Below are 15,573 nucleotides of genomic sequence, written 5' to 3'. Positions count from 1 at the left end.
ACGCACACAAACCGAGGAGAAGTGGCGGATGATGCGAACGAGGCGGACCCTGTCGACATGGGCTGGCACCACGGTGTTGGGCGCTTGCCGCGCGGCGTCCGGCGTCATTGACCGCAACACAGGAGCATCTGCCGCTGCGCGGCCTGCCCGCCGCTGAACGCTGATTCGTCTGCCGTCCTTGCCCAAGCGGACGCAAGTTCCGCGCGGCGCGGGTGGTCGTTTGAAGGCACGTTGAGGCCCCCTCGTGCGAAAAGATCGGGGGCATTCCACCGTAATCTGAGGAGACAACTATGCACATTCACCGTTGGGCGCGCGCCGCGTGCCAGATGCTCTTGAGCGCCACGCTGATGATGGGGGGCTTGGGCATGGCGCACGCCGCCAACCCGTCGATGCTGAATGACTTCAAGTTCGACCAGCCCGCTTTCATCCACAAGCTGCCGTTCGCGCAGTACAACCTCGTGTTGCAAGTCGACTCGGACGACCCGGCGCTGTGGAATCTGGTGCTCAACAATGCGCAAAACGTGCTGGACCACTTCGGCCAGGAAAAGGTGCGCATCGTCGTCGTGGCCTTCGGCCCGGGGCTGAAGATGCTTCTGAAAAACAGCCCGGTGGCGGCGCGCCTGGCAGCGCAGAATGACGAGGGCATCGAGTTCGACGCCTGCCACAACACCATGGAGGCCATGGCGAAGAAGCTCGGCCATATGCCGGTGCTGGCCGATCCGGTGGTCATCGTGCCGGCCGGTGTGGTGCGCATCATGCAACTCGAGAAGGCCGGATTCGCGTACATCCGGCCTTAAGCCGGCTGCGCCTGGGCGGCCGCGAGGCCGTCCAGCGCGTCGCCGAATGCAGCAATCAGCTTTTCGGCGTCGTCCATGGTGTGAGCCGGACTGGCCAGCACCATGTTGTGGAAGGGCGTGAGCAGCACGCCGCGGTTGAGCAGGGCCAGGTGCAGCGCGGCTTCCAGCGTTTCGTTGAAGGCCGCGCGGGCCTCGCTGCCATTGCGCGGCCTTTGGGGTGCGAATTGGTATTCGCAGCGCGCGCCGATGCGCGTGACCGTCCATGGCAGGCCGTGGCGGGCGATGGCGCCTTCCAGCCCTTCGGCCACCTTGCGGCTGATGGCGAACATGTGCGCATACGCCGATTCGGTCATGACCTCGGCCAGCATGGCGCGCATCAGGCGCAAGGTCAGCAGTCCGGCCGACAGGGTGGTGCCGATGCCTGAATGGCCGGGCGGCGCGTGGTCCTTGGCGGCCTGCATGCGCGCGCCGACGTCGGCCGTGAAACCGTAGGCCGCCCCCGGCGTTCCTCCGGCGATCGGCTTGCCGATCACGAGGATGTCGGGCTCCAGTCCGAACGCGGCGGTATAGCCGCCGGGGCCACACGAAATGGTGTGGGTTTCGTCGATCACCAAGAGCGCACCATGCCGGCGCGTGAGCGTGCGCACGCCGTCGAGAAAACCGGGTTCGGGCAGCACCATGCCGATGTTGGTGAGCACGGGCTCGGTGATGACGCAAGCCACGTCGCCGGCCTCCAGGGCGGCTTGCAGGGCGGGAAGATCGTTGAATTCGACCACGCGGGTGTAGGCCGCCAGATCATGCACCTGGCCGAGCAGGCTCGGGCGCGTGTGGGCCGAACCGTCCGCGGCGAGATCGACGAACACGTCGTCGACGGTGCCGTGGTAGCAGCCATTGAACACCACGATGTGCCGGCGCGCGGTGATGGCGCGCGCCCAGCGCAACACGAAGCGGTTGGCATCGCTGGCGGTGGCGGTGAACTGCCACATCGGCAGACCGAAACGCTGCTCCAGTAGCGCGGCCACTTCCAGTGCGGCCACCGAGGGCAGCATGGTGGTCGCCCCCTGGGAGCCGAACGCGGCCAGCGCGCGCGCGATTGGCGGCGGCGCGTGGCCGAACATCGCCCCGGTGTCGCCGAGGCAGAAATCGATGATCGCGTGGCCGTCCGCATCGTGCAGGCGCACGCCTTGCGCACGGTCGACGAACAGGGGCAAGGGCGAAGGGGCGTCGGCCATCCAGTGCATGGGCACGCCAAACAGGAAATGGCGTGAAGCCTGCCGGTGCAGCGCAGCGGCCTTGGGGTGGGCGGTGCAAAAACGGGCCGTCTCGGCGGCGAGAAACCGGGCAATGCTTTCAGGCGTATGGCCCTTGGGCGGTGGGGTGCTGGCGTTCATGAGGTGTTGCCGCAGGCGTGGGGTCGGGGGGCGAATTTGCGCGCAGAACCGGGGCCGCGATGAAGTGGTGCCGGGATCGGCGCAAAAAGTGGCACCTTCTAGGCGCGGAAATTTCGCCTATTCTCCAGTCCGCTTTGTGTGCAGTCAACAGCGCGGCCGTGCGGCAGGGCCCGTTCACAACGTCTTCTCAAAAGCATCATGGCGCAACACGGTTTCGCGTTTCTCGCACAACAGCATTGGTTCGGCGCAGCCCCTGCTTCAGGAGCGGGGACCGCCCCTTTCGGCGTGGCCGGCGTGGCCTGGGACGGCGCCACCACCAACCGCCCGGGCGCGCGTTTTGGCCCGGCCGCGATTCGTCAGGCCAGCGCGATGCTGTGCGATGGCACGCATCCGCTGTTCGACGTCTCCCCCATCGGCCATGTGCAGGATCATGGCGACCTGCGTCTGCCCAACACCAGTCTGGCGGCGATGCGCGCCGCGCTGCAGCCCCAGGCGCTCGAGTTGATGCGGCATCAGCACATGGTCTGGCTGGGCGGCGATCACGCCATGACCTTGTCCCTGCTGCGCGCGGCGCGCGAACTGCATGGAAGGCCGCTCGCGGTGCTGCATTTCGATGCGCATTGCGACACCTGGGAGGACCATTTCGGCGAACCCTCAGGCCATGGGACCTGGGTGTACGAGGCGGTGCAGGAGGGGCTCGTGCTGCCCCGGGGCTTGGTTCAGATCGGTATACGCTCGGCCGCCGAGCGTGCGGCGCGGGAGTATGTGAGCGCCATCGGCGGGCTGATCTTCACGGCGCGTGAACTGCGCGGGCTGGACGGTGCGACGCAGCTGGCTGGCGTGGTGCGCGCCACCGCCCAGCGCCTGCAGGCGACCGACGCGCCGGTCTATCTCACACTGGACATCGATTGTCTGGACCCGGCCTTCGCGCCCGGCACCGGAACGCCCGAGCCGGGCGGACTCAGCACGAGCCAAGTGCTCACCCTTCTGGAAGACCTCTGCGCGCGTCCCCTACCGTTCGTCGGCATGGACTGCGTCGAAGTGGCGCCGGCTTACGACCACGCGGAATTGACGTCGAACGCCGCGGCGGTGCTGGTCTGGACCTACCTTTGTGCGCGCCTCGCCGCCGGGCCCGTTGCGCGCCGCGCGGAGCAGGATTCATGATGCGTCTGCAGGCCCAGGCCCAGGCGCTCGGGCGGAACTCGTACTACCAGGACACGGCCCACCCGGCGCCCGCCCACCCGCCGTTGACGGGGAGCGTGCGCGCCGACGTGTGCGTCGTCGGGGCGGGGCTCGCCGGACTGTCGGCCGCGCTCGAGCTGGCGCGGCGCGGCATGAAGGTGGTGGTGCTGGAAGCCGTGCGCGTGGGCTGGGGCGCATCCGGGCGCAACGGCGGCCAGGCGCTGGCCGGCTACGCCAGCGACATGGGGCCGTTCGAGCAGCAGATCGGCCTGGCGGCGGCGCGGACGGCCTGGGACATGTCGCGCGAAGCCGTGCGCCTCATGCGCAAGCGCATCGCCGAACATGCGATCGATTGCGGATGGAACGCCGGGGCGCTGTCGGTGGCGGTCACGCCCAAGAAGGCGCGGGCCCTGCGGCAGTGGGTCGACACCATGCAGGAGCGCTATGGGGCCAGTCACCTGCAGTGGCTGGATGCCGGGGCCACGCGCGCGCAGGTTGCCAGCGAACGCTACTGCGCCGGGGTGATGGATCCCGAGGGCGGCCACCTGCATCCGCTGAACTACACCCTGGGCCTCGCCCGCGCCGCGGTCGATCTCGGCGTGGTCATTCACGAAGACAGCGAGGTGCGCGGCGTCGCGTCGGGGGCCGCGTCCGGGCAGGCCGGCGGATTCGGGCGAGGCGGCCGCCTCGCCGCCGCGGCACCGCTGGACGTGAGGACCGACGGCGGCGGCAGGGCGTGCGTGCGCACGGCGCAGGGCGAGGTGCGCTGCGACGCCGTGCTGCTCGCCGGCAATGCGAACCTGGGGGCCGTCGCGCCGCAGTTGGCGCGGCGCATCATGCCGGTGGGCACTTACATCATGGCCACCGAACCCTTGGGGCGCGCGCGCGCCGAGCGCCTGATACCGTCGCGCGCGGCGGTGTGCGACACCCAATTCGTGCTGGACTACTACCGGCTGTCCGACGACGACCGCCTCCTGTTCGGCGGCCGCGTCAGCTATTCCACCGTGTCGCCGCAGGATCTTCCCGCCACCATGCGCCGCGGCATGCTGCGGGTGTTCCCGCAACTCGGCGATGTCGCGGTCACCCACGCCTGGGGCGGATTCGTCGACATCACGATGAACCGTGCGCCGGATTTCGGCCGGCTGGCCCCCGATATCTACTACCTGCAAGGCTTCTCCGGCCACGGCCTGGCCCTCACCGGACTTGCCGGGCAACTGGCGGCGGAGGCGATCGCGGGGCAGGCCGAACGCTTCGACCTGTTTGCCCGCCTGCAGCATCGCCCGTTTCCGGGCGGAGACCTGCTGCGCACGCCCGCGCTGGTCCTGGGCATGCTCTGGTACAGGTTGCGCGACTTGTTTTAGTTCTCGGCGCAAGGCCGTGGATTTGATCCCGGTTCAACGCTCGGGGATGTGCTTCGGCTGCCATTCAATCCATTTTTGACAGGAGTGTTTTGATCCCGATCCTGGTGATCAAAAATTCGTGCCGAAATGCGCGGGATAACCCGGATTTTGGGGCATGAGGCAACTCACATTTGCATACTAAAGTTTCACTTTATCCTCTTGAGCCGAGCTAGCCCTTATTTGCGTTTCAGGGTTCCAGGCTTAGGATCAGCAGCGCCGAATGGCATGAACGACGACAACGAATCATCACAAGGACGAAGGAGACAACCATGCATGAACAGGACAAGCCCAAGGGCGATTTCGACCGGCGCGACTTTCTGAAGGTCGCCGGCGCAGCGGGATTGAGCACGCTGCTGGCGCAACCCAAGCCGAGCTGGGGCGCCAGCGAGACGCCGATCAAGATCGGCATGGTCGATCCGATCACCAGCACCTTCGCCGCCTTGGGCCACAGCGAAATCAAGGGGGCCCAATTCGCCGAGGCCGAGATCAACAAGACGGGGGGCATCCTCGGGCGCCCCTTGCAGCTCCTGGTCGAAGACGGCGCCGGCAACCCTGGCACCAGCGTCGACAAGGTGTCGCGGCTTGTGAGCCAGGACAAGGTCGACTTTCTGATGGGCACGGTGAACTCGGCCTCGTCGCTGGCGGTGTCGCAATTCGCCAGCCAGCACAACAAGCTTTTCGTCTGCACCGGAGGCCACGTCGACAGCCTGACCGGAAAGGAGTGCAAGTCCACCACCTTCCGCACCTGCTCGACCACCTGGATGCTGACCGCCGGGGACTTCGAGACCCTGTACAAGAAATTCGGCAAGAAGTGGTATTTCCTGACCACCGACTACGCCTTCGGCCAGTCCGAGCAGGCCGACTACACGACCCAGTTGAAGCGGGTCGGCGGAACGGTCGTCGGGAGCGCGCTGGTGCCGGTGGGCGCGACCGATTTTTCGTCCTATCTGATCGACGTGAAAGCCAAGGCACCCCAGGTGCTGTGCCTGCTGCTGGCGGGCAACGACCAGGTCAACTGCATGAAGCAGATCGCCCAGTTCGGCATCAACAAGGACATCGCCGTGGGCGGCGCCCTGTTCGAACTCGAGCAGGCGCAGGCCCTGCCCGAGGCGGCGCGCTACGGCTGGTGGACCATGGAGTGGTACTGGAACCAGCCCAAGACGCCGCACGTGGCCGATTTCGTCAAGCGCTTCGCCGCCGCCAACAAGGGCGAATATCCGACCGCCCGCGTCTGGTTCGGCTATGCCACCACCCATGCGATCCGCCTGGCTGTGGAGCGCGCCAAGTCCACCGAGACGGCCAAAGTGGTCAAGGCCATGGAAGGCTTGGTACTGCCCCCCGAGATCGCGTTGCAGCCGGGCGCCCCGGCTTACCGCGCGGAAGACCATCAGCTCATGATCGGGATGTTCCCCGGACACGTGATCCAGACGGGCACCTATCCGAACCTGTTCGAGGTGTCGTCCATCGTGCCGGGCGCACAGCTGGCGCTGCCGCCGTCCCAGACCGGTTGCGTTCTGCCGCGCGCCTGACTCCGGTTCGCCCATAGGCCGCGACGGGGGCGAGAACGGCCCCCGTCGCGGGTTCCCGTCTTGATGGACCGGAGGCTTCGCCTTGAATCTCGTCCTTGTCTTCAACACCTTCAATGGGCTGATCACGGGTGCGTTTTACGCACTCCTGGCACTCGGCCTGGCCCTGATCCTGGGCCTGAACAACACCATCAACTTCGCCCAGGGCGCCTTCATGGCGCTGGCGGCGTATTTCGCCTACAGCCTGGTGCCGCATCTGGGCTTCTGGGGGGCGCTGCTGGTGGCGCCGCTGCTGGCCGGCGCATTGGGTCTCGTGGTGGAAGTATTCCTGATCCGCCGCCTGTACAAGCGCGACCCGCTGTATTCCCTGCTGCTGACCTTCGGCTTGGCGATGATCATGCAGGACATGATCCGCACCATCTGGGGTGCGACCGGCGTGCCGCTGGCCATTCCCGAAGCCCTCGGCCACCCGTTGAGCCAGACCTACTTTTTCCTCACCGGCTACCGGGTGTTCGTGGTGGCGGTGGCGCTGGTGGGTACGGGCGTGCTGTTCGCCATCCTGCGCTACACGCGCCTGGGCATCCGCATCCGCGCCGGCAATGCCGACCTGGAAACCGTGTCCGCCATGGGCGTCAACATCTACCTGCTGCGCAGCGCGAACTTCGTCATCGGCATCATCTTCGCCGGCGTGGCCGGCATCCTGGCAGCCGGACAACTCGGCCTGGACCCGACCATGGGGGACGGACTGCTCATGCCCGCGTTCGTCGCCATCGTCGTCGGCGGGGTCGGATCGCTGCTGGGTTCGCTGCTCGGCGGGTTGCTCATCGGTGTGGCGTCGGGCATCACGACGGCCTACTTCCCGGCCGCCAGTGAGGCGGTCATTTATCTCATCATGGGTGTGATGCTGGTGGTCAGGCCACGCGGCATCATGGGCCAGGAGGGTTTGCTCGAATGAAAAACGAGATGGTTTCGAAACTGGCGACGACCACCATCGCCAGCCAGTCTTCCGGATGGCGCAAACCCAGCCTCGGCGCGTCCCTGCTGGGCGTGCTCCTGCTCGCGGCACCGGCTTGGCTGCCGTATGTCGGCGGCTACAACGACATCGCCTCGCGCGTGCTGATCTACGCGCTGGCGGCGATGGGCCTGAACCTGCTGCTCGGCTTCACCGGCGGCCTGTCCTTCGGTCATGCCGCGTATTTCGGCCTGGGCTCCTACGGCGTGGGGCTGATGCTCAAGTACGCGACGCACAGCGTGCCGATGGCGCTCCTCGGCGGAACCCTGCTCGGGGGCCTGGCGGCCACGGTGCTGGCGCCGATCGCGGTGCGTCGTCGCGGCATCTATTTCGCGATGATCACCATCGCCATCGGTCAGCTGTTCTATTTCCTGGCGATTCGCTGGCAGAGCGTGACGGGCGGGTATGACGGGTTGACCGGCTTCTCGCGGCATGCCATCCACTTCCCGGGCTGGACCTGGACCCTGGGGTCCACGGGCTTTTACTACCTGGTCCTGCTGTGCTTTGCGCTGGGCGCCGCCTTGCTGTGGGTGGTGCTGAACTCGCCGCTCGGCCACACGTTCGTGGCCATTCGCGAAAACCAGAAGAGGCTGACCTTCCTGGGCGTTCCAGTCCAGCGCTATGCGGCGGTGTCCTTCGCCATCTCGGGCTTCGTCGTCGCGCTGGCCGGGGGGTTGAACGCCTTGCTCGACAACTTCACGTCGCCCAACAGCCTGAACAACACCTTGTCGGGCGACCTGGTGGTGATCGCCGTGCTCGGCGGCATGCGCAACTTCTGGGGCCCCTTTGTGGGCGCTGCGATTTTCGTGCTGGTGCGCGATTACGCCAGCACGGTGACCGATAACTGGATGTCGGTGATCGGGCTGATCTTCATCCTCTCGGTGCTGTTCTTCCCGCTCGGCATCATGGGTTTCGTGCAACGCAAGGGGAAACGGTCATGAGCCTGCAGAGCCGCCTCAAAGGCGAATTCCCTCCTGGAGGGACGACGCGCAGCGTCAAGGGAGCACTCATGAGCCTGCAGAGCCGCCTCAAAGGCGAATTCCCTCCTGGAGGGACGACGCGCAGCGTCGGGGGAGCACGTTCATGAGCCTGCTTCAGCTGCAATCGGTTTCGCGTCGCTTCGGTGCCCTGCAGGCGCTGTCGGACATCTCCATCAACGTGGACCACGGCGAGCTGCGCGCCATCATCGGCCCGAACGGCGCCGGCAAGACCACGCTGTTCAACCTCATCAGCGGGTTCTTCCCGCCGAGCGGCGGCGAGATCCTGTTCGACGGCCAGCCCATCGGCCAGGTGAATCCGGCCTCGCTGGTGCGGCAGGGCATCATCCGCACCTTCCAGATCACCGAAATCTTCCTGTCGCTCTCGGTCTACGAGAACCTGCGCATCGCCGCCGAGGTCGCCATGGGCGTCAGCCACAAGCCGTGGATGTCGCGCGCGCTGCGCGCGCGCATCGACGCGCGGGTCGACGAGCTGATGCAAATCGTGGGCATCGCCGGCAAGGCCGACCGCATCGCCGGGGAGCTTTCCCACGGCGACCAGCGCGTGGTCGAGGTGGGTATCGCGTTGTCGCGCAAGCCCAAGCTGCTGCTGCTCGACGAGCCCACCGCGGGCATGGGCGACGAGGAGACGCAGAACATGACCGCCCTGATCCGGCGGTTGAACAAGGAGCAGGGCATCACGACCCTGTTCGTCGAGCACGACATGGAAATCGTGTTCGGCATCGCCGACCGCATCACCGTGCTCGACAACGGCAGCATGCTGGCCGAGGGCACGGCGCACGAAATCGCCAACAACCCGGCGGTGCAGGCCGCCTATCTGGGGCAAGCAGCATGAACATGGTTCTCGAGGTGGAGAACATCCACACCTATTACGGCAAGAGTCACATCCTCAACGGGGTTTCGCTCAAGGTCGGCGAGGGCGAACTGGTGGCGCTGCTGGGCCGCAACGGCGCCGGCAAGACCACCACCATGCGCTCCGTGATGGGGTTGACGCCGCCGCGCGAAGGGCATGTCCGCCTGTTCGGGCAGGACGTCACCGGCACGTCCGCCTCCCGCATCGCCAGCATGGGCGTGGGCTACGTTCCGGAGGGGCGCAAGATCTTCGGCCACCTCACCGTGCACGAAAACCTGCTCGTGGCGCGTGAAACCAAGGGGCCGTGGACCATCGACACCGTCTACAAGTTGTTTCCGCGCCTGCACGAGCGGCGCACCAGCAAAGGCGGCCGCCTGTCGGGCGGCGAGCAGGAAATGCTGGCCATCGGCCGCGCCCTGCTGCTCAACCCCAAGCTGCTCATCCTCGACGAGCCGTCGCAGGGGCTGGCGCCCATCATCGTGCAGGAGGTCATGCGCACGGTGGCGCGCATGAAGAGCGAGGGCATTTCCGTCCTGCTGGTGGAGCAGAACGCCTTCCTCGCTCTGCAACTGGCCGACCGGGCGTATGTGCTGTCGGAAGGCGAAGTCGCCTATGACGGGCCGGCGGCGGAACTCAGCGCCGACACCGCGCGCATGGAGCATCTCGCCGGCGTGGCGCACGCGGCCTGAACGGCGCGCCGCGCTCAGGCGAGCTGGCGGCGGATCAGCTCGCACAGCTTCTTCGCCCACGGCGCCACGCGCTCGGTCGGCACGTAGGCGTAGCCGAGGATGAGGCCGCGCTGCTGCGGCTCGCCGATGTAGTAGCGCGACAGCGGCCGCACCGACATGCCGTGCGCCGTGGCGGCATCGGCAATCGCCGTGTCGTCCACCCCGCCACCGGACCGTCCCAAGGTGGGGTGAGCCCCCTCGGGGGGTCGCGCAGCGTGGGGGTCGTCCACCCCCGCGCATTCCGGGTTGAACACGAGGCACAGGTGCAGGCCTGACTCCTGCCCTGAAATGCGGACGCGGTCACCAAGGCATTGCTGGATGCGCCGTGCCAGCTCGTCGCGCCGGGCCCGGTAGGCCACGCGCAGGCGCCGGATGAGGGTGTTCAGGTGGCCTTCGTTGATGAAGTCGGTGAGCGCGGCCTGCAGCATGAGCTGGCCGGGGCGGTAGATGTCGTAGAGGCCCGTGTTGAAAGCGGGCAGCAGGTCGCGCGGGACGACCAGATAGCCCAGGCGGATGCCGGGGTACATGACCTTGGAGAAGGTGCCCGAGTACAGTACCTGCGCGTGTTCGTCGAGGCCCTGCAGGCTGGCGAAGGGACGGCCGGTGTAGCGGAATTCGCTGTCGTAGTCGTCCTCGAAAATCCAGCAGCGGCGGCTGGCAGCGAACTTGAGCAGGGCGCGCCGCCGCTGCAGGCTCATCACATGGCCCAGCGGGTATTGGTGCGAGGGGGTGACGTAGATCAGGCGCGGGTTGCTCTGCCAGTCGGAGTCCGACGGGGAGATGCCCTCGGCGTCCACCGCAATGGGGCGCAGCCTGAGCCCGCCGGCCTCCAGGGCGCGGCGCGCGCCCCAGTAGCAGGGGTTCTCCACCCAGGCCTCGTCGCCATGGTCGGTGAGCAGGCGCGCCGTCAGGTCGATCGCCTGCTGTGTCCCCGAGGTGATCAGCACCTGCTCCGGCTCCACGCGCACCGAGCGCGACAGCGTCAGGTACTGCGCAATGGCCGCGCGCAGGGGCATGTAGCCGCCCTGCTGACCGTAGTCCAGCAGATCGCGGTCCAGGCCGCGCCAGTATTTGGCCTGCAGCTTCTGCCACAGCTGGATCGGAAACTCGGTGAACTCCAGCGCACCAGGCGCGAAAGGCTGCACCTCGAACTGCTCCGCGCCCGAGTCGCGCGTGAGCAGGCAGCCCCGCTGCGACAAGTCGCGCGGGTTGGCCTCTGCGTCGCGCGCCTGGCGCGCGCGCGACGCGCTGGCCGGGGTCAAGGGGCGCTGGTCGGGCAGGGTGTCGGACACATAGGTGCCGCTGCCCTGCTGGGCCGTGAGATAGCCTTCGGCCACGAGTTGGTTGATCGCCGACATCACGGTGTTGCGCGACAAGTCGAGGTCGCGCGCCAGGTCCCGTGTCGAGGGCAATTGCGTTCCCGCCGTGAGATAACCTGCCAGGATGGTGGCGCGCAGGGTGTGATAGAGCCGGCGGTTGAGCGGCGCCGCCTGGTGCGGGCTGTCGGCGCGGTGCAGTTCGGTGAGCAGGAGTTCGGCGAGATCGTAGGAGCGCATGATGGGAAGTGGCGGCAAGGGACCGCGTATCCTGGCCGTGTCGGCCGCAGACCCCATTGCATACAAGGCGCCGAGGCGCTGTATACGGCTAGCGGTGCGAGGTCAAGCTTAAATGGCTCTGCAGAAAAAGCCTAGAGTGGCACTACCGAAGGTGCCAATGTTGGCGTATCTTCAAATTGAAGGCATGATCTAACCCATGGAAAACCCTAGCTTTTTCGCATTCCGGTCGGCAAGCTTGAACGGCGGCGACAAACTTGGCTGGGGATTTGAGCCGCTTGCTCCAGAGTCATCATGTCCAGCCATTCATCACCCACTTGTATGAAAACCGTCTTGCCCCTGGTGGCCGTGTCCACCGATCTGAAAAATCTCGCCGGCCATCCGACCTATGCCGTGGCGCAGAAGTACGCTGACCCGATTCTGGAACTGGCCGGCTGCTTGCCGCTGCTGCTTCCCTCCTTTGGCGACAGGCTGCCCGTCGAAGCCTTGCTCGATAACGTCCACGGGCTGCTGTTCACCGGCTCGCCATCGAACATCGAGCCGCACCATTACGGCGCTACCCTCGACAACCCGGCGTCGCCGGCCGATCCCGCGCGCGACGCCACGACTCTGCCGCTGATCCGCGCCGCCATCGCGCGCGGCGTCCCGGTGTTCGGCATCTGCCGGGGATTCCAGGAAATCAACGTCGCGCTTGGCGGTACCTTGCTGCAGGAGGTGCACAACACGGCCGGTTACGCCGATCACCGCGAGGACGAGACCGAATCCATCGCAGATCAATACGGTCCCGCCCATCCCGTCACAGCCGTGCCTGGGAGCTTGCTGGAGCGTGTGGTGGGCGCGTCGACCTGGAACGTCAACAGCCTGCATGGGCAAGGAATCAAGACCCTGGCGCCCGATTTGCTCGCCCAGGCCCACGCGCCCGACGGCCTGATCGAGGCCTATGTGCATCGCAAGGCGCCCGGGTTTTTGCTCGCGGTGCAGTGGCACCCCGAGTGGCAGGCCGCGCGCAACCCCGTCTCCCGCGCCATCTTCGCCGCCTTCGGCGACGCCTGCCGCGAGCACGCCAACCGGAATCGTGAGCGTCTGCGCCCACCCGAGTCGAAAGCCGAATGACCACGCGCGCTCGGGAGCGTCCATGCTCCCGGCGATCGTCACAGCGACCCAAGCCTTCGAGGTGCAAGCATGAAACGCGATCCGGAACCCCAAAACATGAATGCCGACAACCGAAAACAGTGGACCTTCAACGATCTTGAACGATGGTTGAACGAACGCCGCATCACCGAAATCGAGTGCCTGGTGCCCGACCTGACCGGGGTGGCGCGCGGCAAGATCCTGCCGCGCAGCAAGTTCACCGAGGACCGCGGCATGCGCCTGCCCGAGAGCATCATCGGGTTGACCGTGACCGGCAACTGGCCCGAGGACGAGAGGATCGACACGCTGATCTCCGATACCGATCGCGACATGAACCTGGTGCCCGACCCGTCCACCGTGCGGCTGGTGCCCTGGGCTGTCGATCCGACGGCGCAGGTGATTCACGACTGCTACTTCAAGGACGGCATGCCGGTGGACTACGCGCCGCGCTCGGTGCTGAAGAACGTCATCAAGCTGTACGCCGACAAGGGCTGGGCGCCCGTGGTGGCCCCGGAGCTCGAGTTCTACATCGTCGACAAGAACACCGATCCGGACCAGCCGCTGCGCCCCCCCGTGGGCCGCTCCGGGCGTGCTGAAACCTCGCGCCAGCACTACAGCATCGACGCGGTGAACGAGTTCGATCCGCTGTTCGAGGACATCTACGACTATTGCGACGCGATGGACCTCGACGTGGACACGCTGATCCACGAGGTCGGCGCCGGCCAGATGGAAATCAACTTCCTGCACGGCGACCCGCTCGATCTGGCCGACAAGGTGTTCTTTTTCAAGCGCACCCTGCGCGAAGCGGCGCTGCGCCACAATATGTTCGCCACCTTCATGGCCAAACCCATGGCCGGCGAGCCGGGCAGCGCCATGCACGTGCACCAGAGCATCGTCGACCGCAAGACCGGCCAAAACATCTTCAGCAATCCCGACGGCACCGCTTCCGCGGCCTTCGGCCACTATATCGGCGGCCTGCAGAAGTACATCCCCCACGTCATGGCGCTGTTCGCGCCCTACGTGAACTCCTACCGCCGCCTGGTGGCCAACACGGCCGCGCCCACCAATGTCGAATGGGGTCACGACAACCGCACGGTGGGCATCCGCGTGCCGCATTCCGCGCCCGAGAACCGTCGCATGGAAAACCGCGTGATCGGCGCCGACGCCAATCCCTACGTGGCGCTGGCAGCGAGCCTGGCCTGCGGCTACCTGGGGATGGTCAACAAGATCGAGCCGCTGCCCGAGATGAAGACCAATGCCTACAACACGCGCAACGCCATCCTGTTGCCGCAAAGCCTGAGCGAATCGGTGCGCCTGCTGGACGAGGTGCCCGAGATCGAGCAAGTCCTGGGCAAACGTTTTTGCGGCATCTACAAGGCTGTGAAGATGAGCGAATACGCCGAATTCATGAAGGTCATCAGCCCGTGGGAACGCGAGCACTTGCTGCTGCACGTCTGATCTTCGCCAGCCCGTTCACACAACCCAGCGCCAGACAAACCATCAAAAAGCGCCGTCGCCAAGGAAGTCCCGCATGAAGCTCAACGACCTGCCCACGTTCGACACCGCCGCGCTGCGCGCCAAGGACGCTGCGCACCATCTCCATCCCTTCACCGACACCCGCTCGCTCAACGCCGCCGGCGCCCGCGTGATCGTGCGCGGCGAGGGTGTGCGCATCTGGGATTCCGAGGGGCAGGAGATCATCGACGGCATGTCGGGCCTGTGGTGCGTCAACCTCGGCTACGGTCGCCAGGATCTGGTCGATGCGGCGACGCATCAGATGCAGGTGCTGCCCTACTACAACGCGTTTTTCAAGACCACCACGGCCCCGGCCGCCGAACTCTCCGCGCTGCTCAGCGAGATTGCCCCGCCGGGCTTCGAGCATGTGTTCTTCACCAACTCCGGCTCCGAGGGCAACGACACGGTCATTCGCCTCGTGCGCCGCTACTGGGACCTGCAGGGCCAGCCGCAGCGCAAGATTCTCATCAGCCGGCACAACGCCTATCACGGCAGCACCATGGCCGCCGCTTCGCTGGGCGGCATGAGCGGGATGCACGAGCAGGGCGATCTGCCCATTCCGGGCATCACCCATATCGACCAGCCCTACCAGCTGCAGCACGGCAAGCCGGGCGAAAGCGAGCATGACTTCGGCCTGCGCGCGGCGGGCTGGCTGGAGGCCAAGATTCTCGAGCTGGGCGCCGACCAGGTGGCCGCCTTCATCGGCGAGCCGGTGCAGGGGGCCGGCGGCGTGATCATTCCGCCGGCCAGCTACTGGCCCGAAATCCAGCGCATCTGCGACAAGTACGGCATCCTGCTGGTGTCGGACGAGGTCATCTGCGGCTTCGGCCGCCTGGGCCACTGGTTCGGCTGCCAGCATCCGCACATCAACACGCGTCCCGACCTCATCACCTTCGCCAAGGGCGTCACCTCGGGCTACCTGCCGCTGGGCGGCGTGCTGGTGGGCGAGCGCATCGCGCGCGCGCTCATCGAGCAGGGCGGAGACTTCAACCACGGGTTCACCTATTCCGGGCACCCGACTTGTTGCGCCGTGGCCATCGCCAATGTGCAGGCGCTGCGCAGCGAGGGCGTGGTGCAGCGCGTGGCCACCGACACGGCGCCCTACCTGGCGCGGCAGTTCGCGACCCTGGCCGATCATCCGCTGGCCGGAGATGCACAGTCGCTGGGCATGGTGGCGGGACTTGTGCTCTACAAGGACAAGGCCGCGCGCACCCTGTTCGACGCCGATCTTGGCGTGGGATACCGCTGCCGCGACAACTGCTTCAAGAACGGCGTGGTCATGCGCGCGGTGGAGGAGCGCATGATCATCGCGCCGCCGCTGGTGATGACCCACGACGAGATCGACCTCATGATCGCACGCATCCGGCGCAGCCTCGACGACACCCTCGCTGGCCTGCGGGCCGAGGGGCTGATATAAACCGCGTCTGAATATTGCTGCGCAAGCCGGCTTGCAGGGAAACATCGACCGGCACTGGCATCAATATTGC

Annotated in this window: 13 protein-coding genes; 11 read left to right on the top strand and 2 right to left on the bottom strand. The window is 66.4% G+C overall.

Annotated features, from left to right (window positions below; translation table 11 throughout):
- The first annotated feature begins 290 nt into the window (after nt 1-290).
- A complete protein-coding gene (locus THIARS_RS02255; RefSeq protein ID WP_094159285.1) occupies nt 291-797 on the top strand; it encodes a DsrE family protein in 507 nt (168 codons plus the stop codon).
- Here THIARS_RS02255 and THIARS_RS02250 read toward each other — a convergent pair.
- Nucleotides 794-2,188: an aspartate aminotransferase family protein gene (locus THIARS_RS02250; RefSeq protein ID WP_094159284.1), complete on the bottom strand. Its 1,395-nt coding sequence runs from the start codon at nt 2,186-2,188 to the stop codon at nt 794-796. The two genes, THIARS_RS02255 and THIARS_RS02250, sit on opposite strands and share 4 nt — an antisense overlap.
- A gap of 198 nt (nt 2,189-2,386) precedes the next feature.
- Here THIARS_RS02250 and speB point away from each other — a divergent pair, with 198 nt between their 5' ends.
- The 7 genes from speB (at nt 2,387) to THIARS_RS02215 (ending at nt 9,848) form a co-directional block, all read left to right on the top strand.
- A complete protein-coding gene (gene speB / locus THIARS_RS02245; RefSeq protein ID WP_094159283.1) occupies nt 2,387-3,352 on the top strand; it encodes an agmatinase in 966 nt (321 codons plus the stop codon).
- Complete coding sequence (locus THIARS_RS02240; protein WP_094159282.1) at nt 3,349-4,731, top strand: NAD(P)/FAD-dependent oxidoreductase; 1,383 nt, start codon at nt 3,349-3,351, stop codon at nt 4,729-4,731. Before speB ends, THIARS_RS02240 begins: the two co-directional genes overlap by 4 nt.
- A gap of 308 nt (nt 4,732-5,039) precedes the next feature.
- Nucleotides 5,040-6,299, top strand: a complete 1,260-nt coding sequence (locus tag THIARS_RS02235) for an ABC transporter substrate-binding protein (protein ID WP_094159281.1) — start codon at nt 5,040-5,042, stop codon at nt 6,297-6,299.
- 82 nt (nt 6,300-6,381) lie between these two features.
- A complete protein-coding gene (locus tag THIARS_RS02230; RefSeq protein WP_094159280.1) occupies nt 6,382-7,251 on the top strand; it encodes a branched-chain amino acid ABC transporter permease in 870 nt (289 codons plus the stop codon).
- Nucleotides 7,248-8,249: a branched-chain amino acid ABC transporter permease gene (locus THIARS_RS02225; protein WP_186436538.1), complete on the top strand. Its 1,002-nt coding sequence runs from the start codon at nt 7,248-7,250 to the stop codon at nt 8,247-8,249. The genes THIARS_RS02230 and THIARS_RS02225 overlap by 4 nt, the downstream gene beginning before the upstream one ends.
- Nucleotides 8,250-8,391: 142 nt before the next feature.
- Nucleotides 8,392-9,141 (top strand): ABC transporter ATP-binding protein, encoded by a 750-nt coding sequence (locus THIARS_RS02220; RefSeq protein ID WP_094159279.1) that lies wholly within the window; start codon nt 8,392-8,394, stop codon nt 9,139-9,141.
- Nucleotides 9,138-9,848, top strand: coding sequence for an ABC transporter ATP-binding protein (locus THIARS_RS02215; RefSeq protein WP_094159278.1), 711 nt, complete (start codon nt 9,138-9,140; stop codon nt 9,846-9,848). Before THIARS_RS02220 ends, THIARS_RS02215 begins: the two co-directional genes overlap by 4 nt.
- Before the next feature lie 14 nt (nt 9,849-9,862).
- Here the strand turns inward: THIARS_RS02215 and pdxR are convergent, their stop codons facing one another.
- A complete protein-coding gene (gene pdxR, locus THIARS_RS02210; RefSeq protein WP_094159277.1) occupies nt 9,863-11,443 on the bottom strand; it encodes a MocR-like pyridoxine biosynthesis transcription factor PdxR in 1,581 nt (526 codons plus the stop codon).
- Nucleotides 11,444-11,761: 318 nt separating this feature from the next.
- Between pdxR and THIARS_RS02205 the strand changes: the two genes are divergently transcribed.
- From THIARS_RS02205 to THIARS_RS02195, 3 genes are all read left to right on the top strand, one after another.
- On the top strand, nt 11,762-12,553 hold the full coding sequence (locus tag THIARS_RS02205; protein WP_094159276.1) for a gamma-glutamyl-gamma-aminobutyrate hydrolase family protein: 792 nt from the start codon (nt 11,762-11,764) through the stop codon (nt 12,551-12,553).
- Nucleotides 12,554-12,649: 96 nt separating this feature from the next.
- Nucleotides 12,650-14,029, top strand: coding sequence for a glutamine synthetase family protein (locus tag THIARS_RS02200; protein WP_094160572.1), 1,380 nt, complete (start codon nt 12,650-12,652; stop codon nt 14,027-14,029).
- A 73-nt stretch (nt 14,030-14,102) separates the two neighbouring features.
- The gene (locus THIARS_RS02195; RefSeq protein ID WP_094159275.1) at nt 14,103-15,503 is read left to right on the top strand and encodes an aspartate aminotransferase family protein; all 1,401 of its coding nucleotides are present in this window, start codon (nt 14,103-14,105) and stop codon (nt 15,501-15,503) included.
- Nucleotides 15,504-15,573 lie beyond the last annotated feature (70 nt).

The sequence above is a fragment of the Thiomonas delicata genome (assembly GCF_900088825.1).
GTDB lineage: Bacteria > Pseudomonadota > Gammaproteobacteria > Burkholderiales > Burkholderiaceae_C > Thiomonas_A > Thiomonas_A delicata.
The sequence above is the reverse complement of the archived record's forward strand: the minus strand, read 5'-3'. Positions and strand labels throughout refer to the sequence as shown.

Coding starts and splice junctions, on each gene's coding strand:
- THIARS_RS02255 (WP_094159285.1), top strand. CDS start 291: ATGCACATTCACCGTTGGGCGCGCGCCGCGTGCCAGATGCTCTTGAGC.
- THIARS_RS02250 (WP_094159284.1), bottom strand. CDS start 2,188: ATGAACGCCAGCACCCCACCGCCCAAGGGCCATACGCCTGAAAGCATT.
- speB (WP_094159283.1), top strand. CDS start 2,387: ATGGCGCAACACGGTTTCGCGTTTCTCGCACAACAGCATTGGTTCGGC.
- THIARS_RS02240 (WP_094159282.1), top strand. CDS start 3,349: ATGATGCGTCTGCAGGCCCAGGCCCAGGCGCTCGGGCGGAACTCGTAC.
- THIARS_RS02235 (WP_094159281.1), top strand. CDS start 5,040: ATGCATGAACAGGACAAGCCCAAGGGCGATTTCGACCGGCGCGACTTT.
- THIARS_RS02225 (WP_186436538.1), top strand. CDS start 7,248: ATGAAAAACGAGATGGTTTCGAAACTGGCGACGACCACCATCGCCAGC.
- THIARS_RS02220 (WP_094159279.1), top strand. CDS start 8,392: ATGAGCCTGCTTCAGCTGCAATCGGTTTCGCGTCGCTTCGGTGCCCTG.
- THIARS_RS02215 (WP_094159278.1), top strand. CDS start 9,138: ATGAACATGGTTCTCGAGGTGGAGAACATCCACACCTATTACGGCAAG.
- pdxR (WP_094159277.1), bottom strand. CDS start 11,443: ATGCGCTCCTACGATCTCGCCGAACTCCTGCTCACCGAACTGCACCGC.
- THIARS_RS02205 (WP_094159276.1), top strand. CDS start 11,762: ATGAAAACCGTCTTGCCCCTGGTGGCCGTGTCCACCGATCTGAAAAAT.
- THIARS_RS02200 (WP_094160572.1), top strand. CDS start 12,650: ATGAATGCCGACAACCGAAAACAGTGGACCTTCAACGATCTTGAACGA.
- THIARS_RS02195 (WP_094159275.1), top strand. CDS start 14,103: ATGAAGCTCAACGACCTGCCCACGTTCGACACCGCCGCGCTGCGCGCC.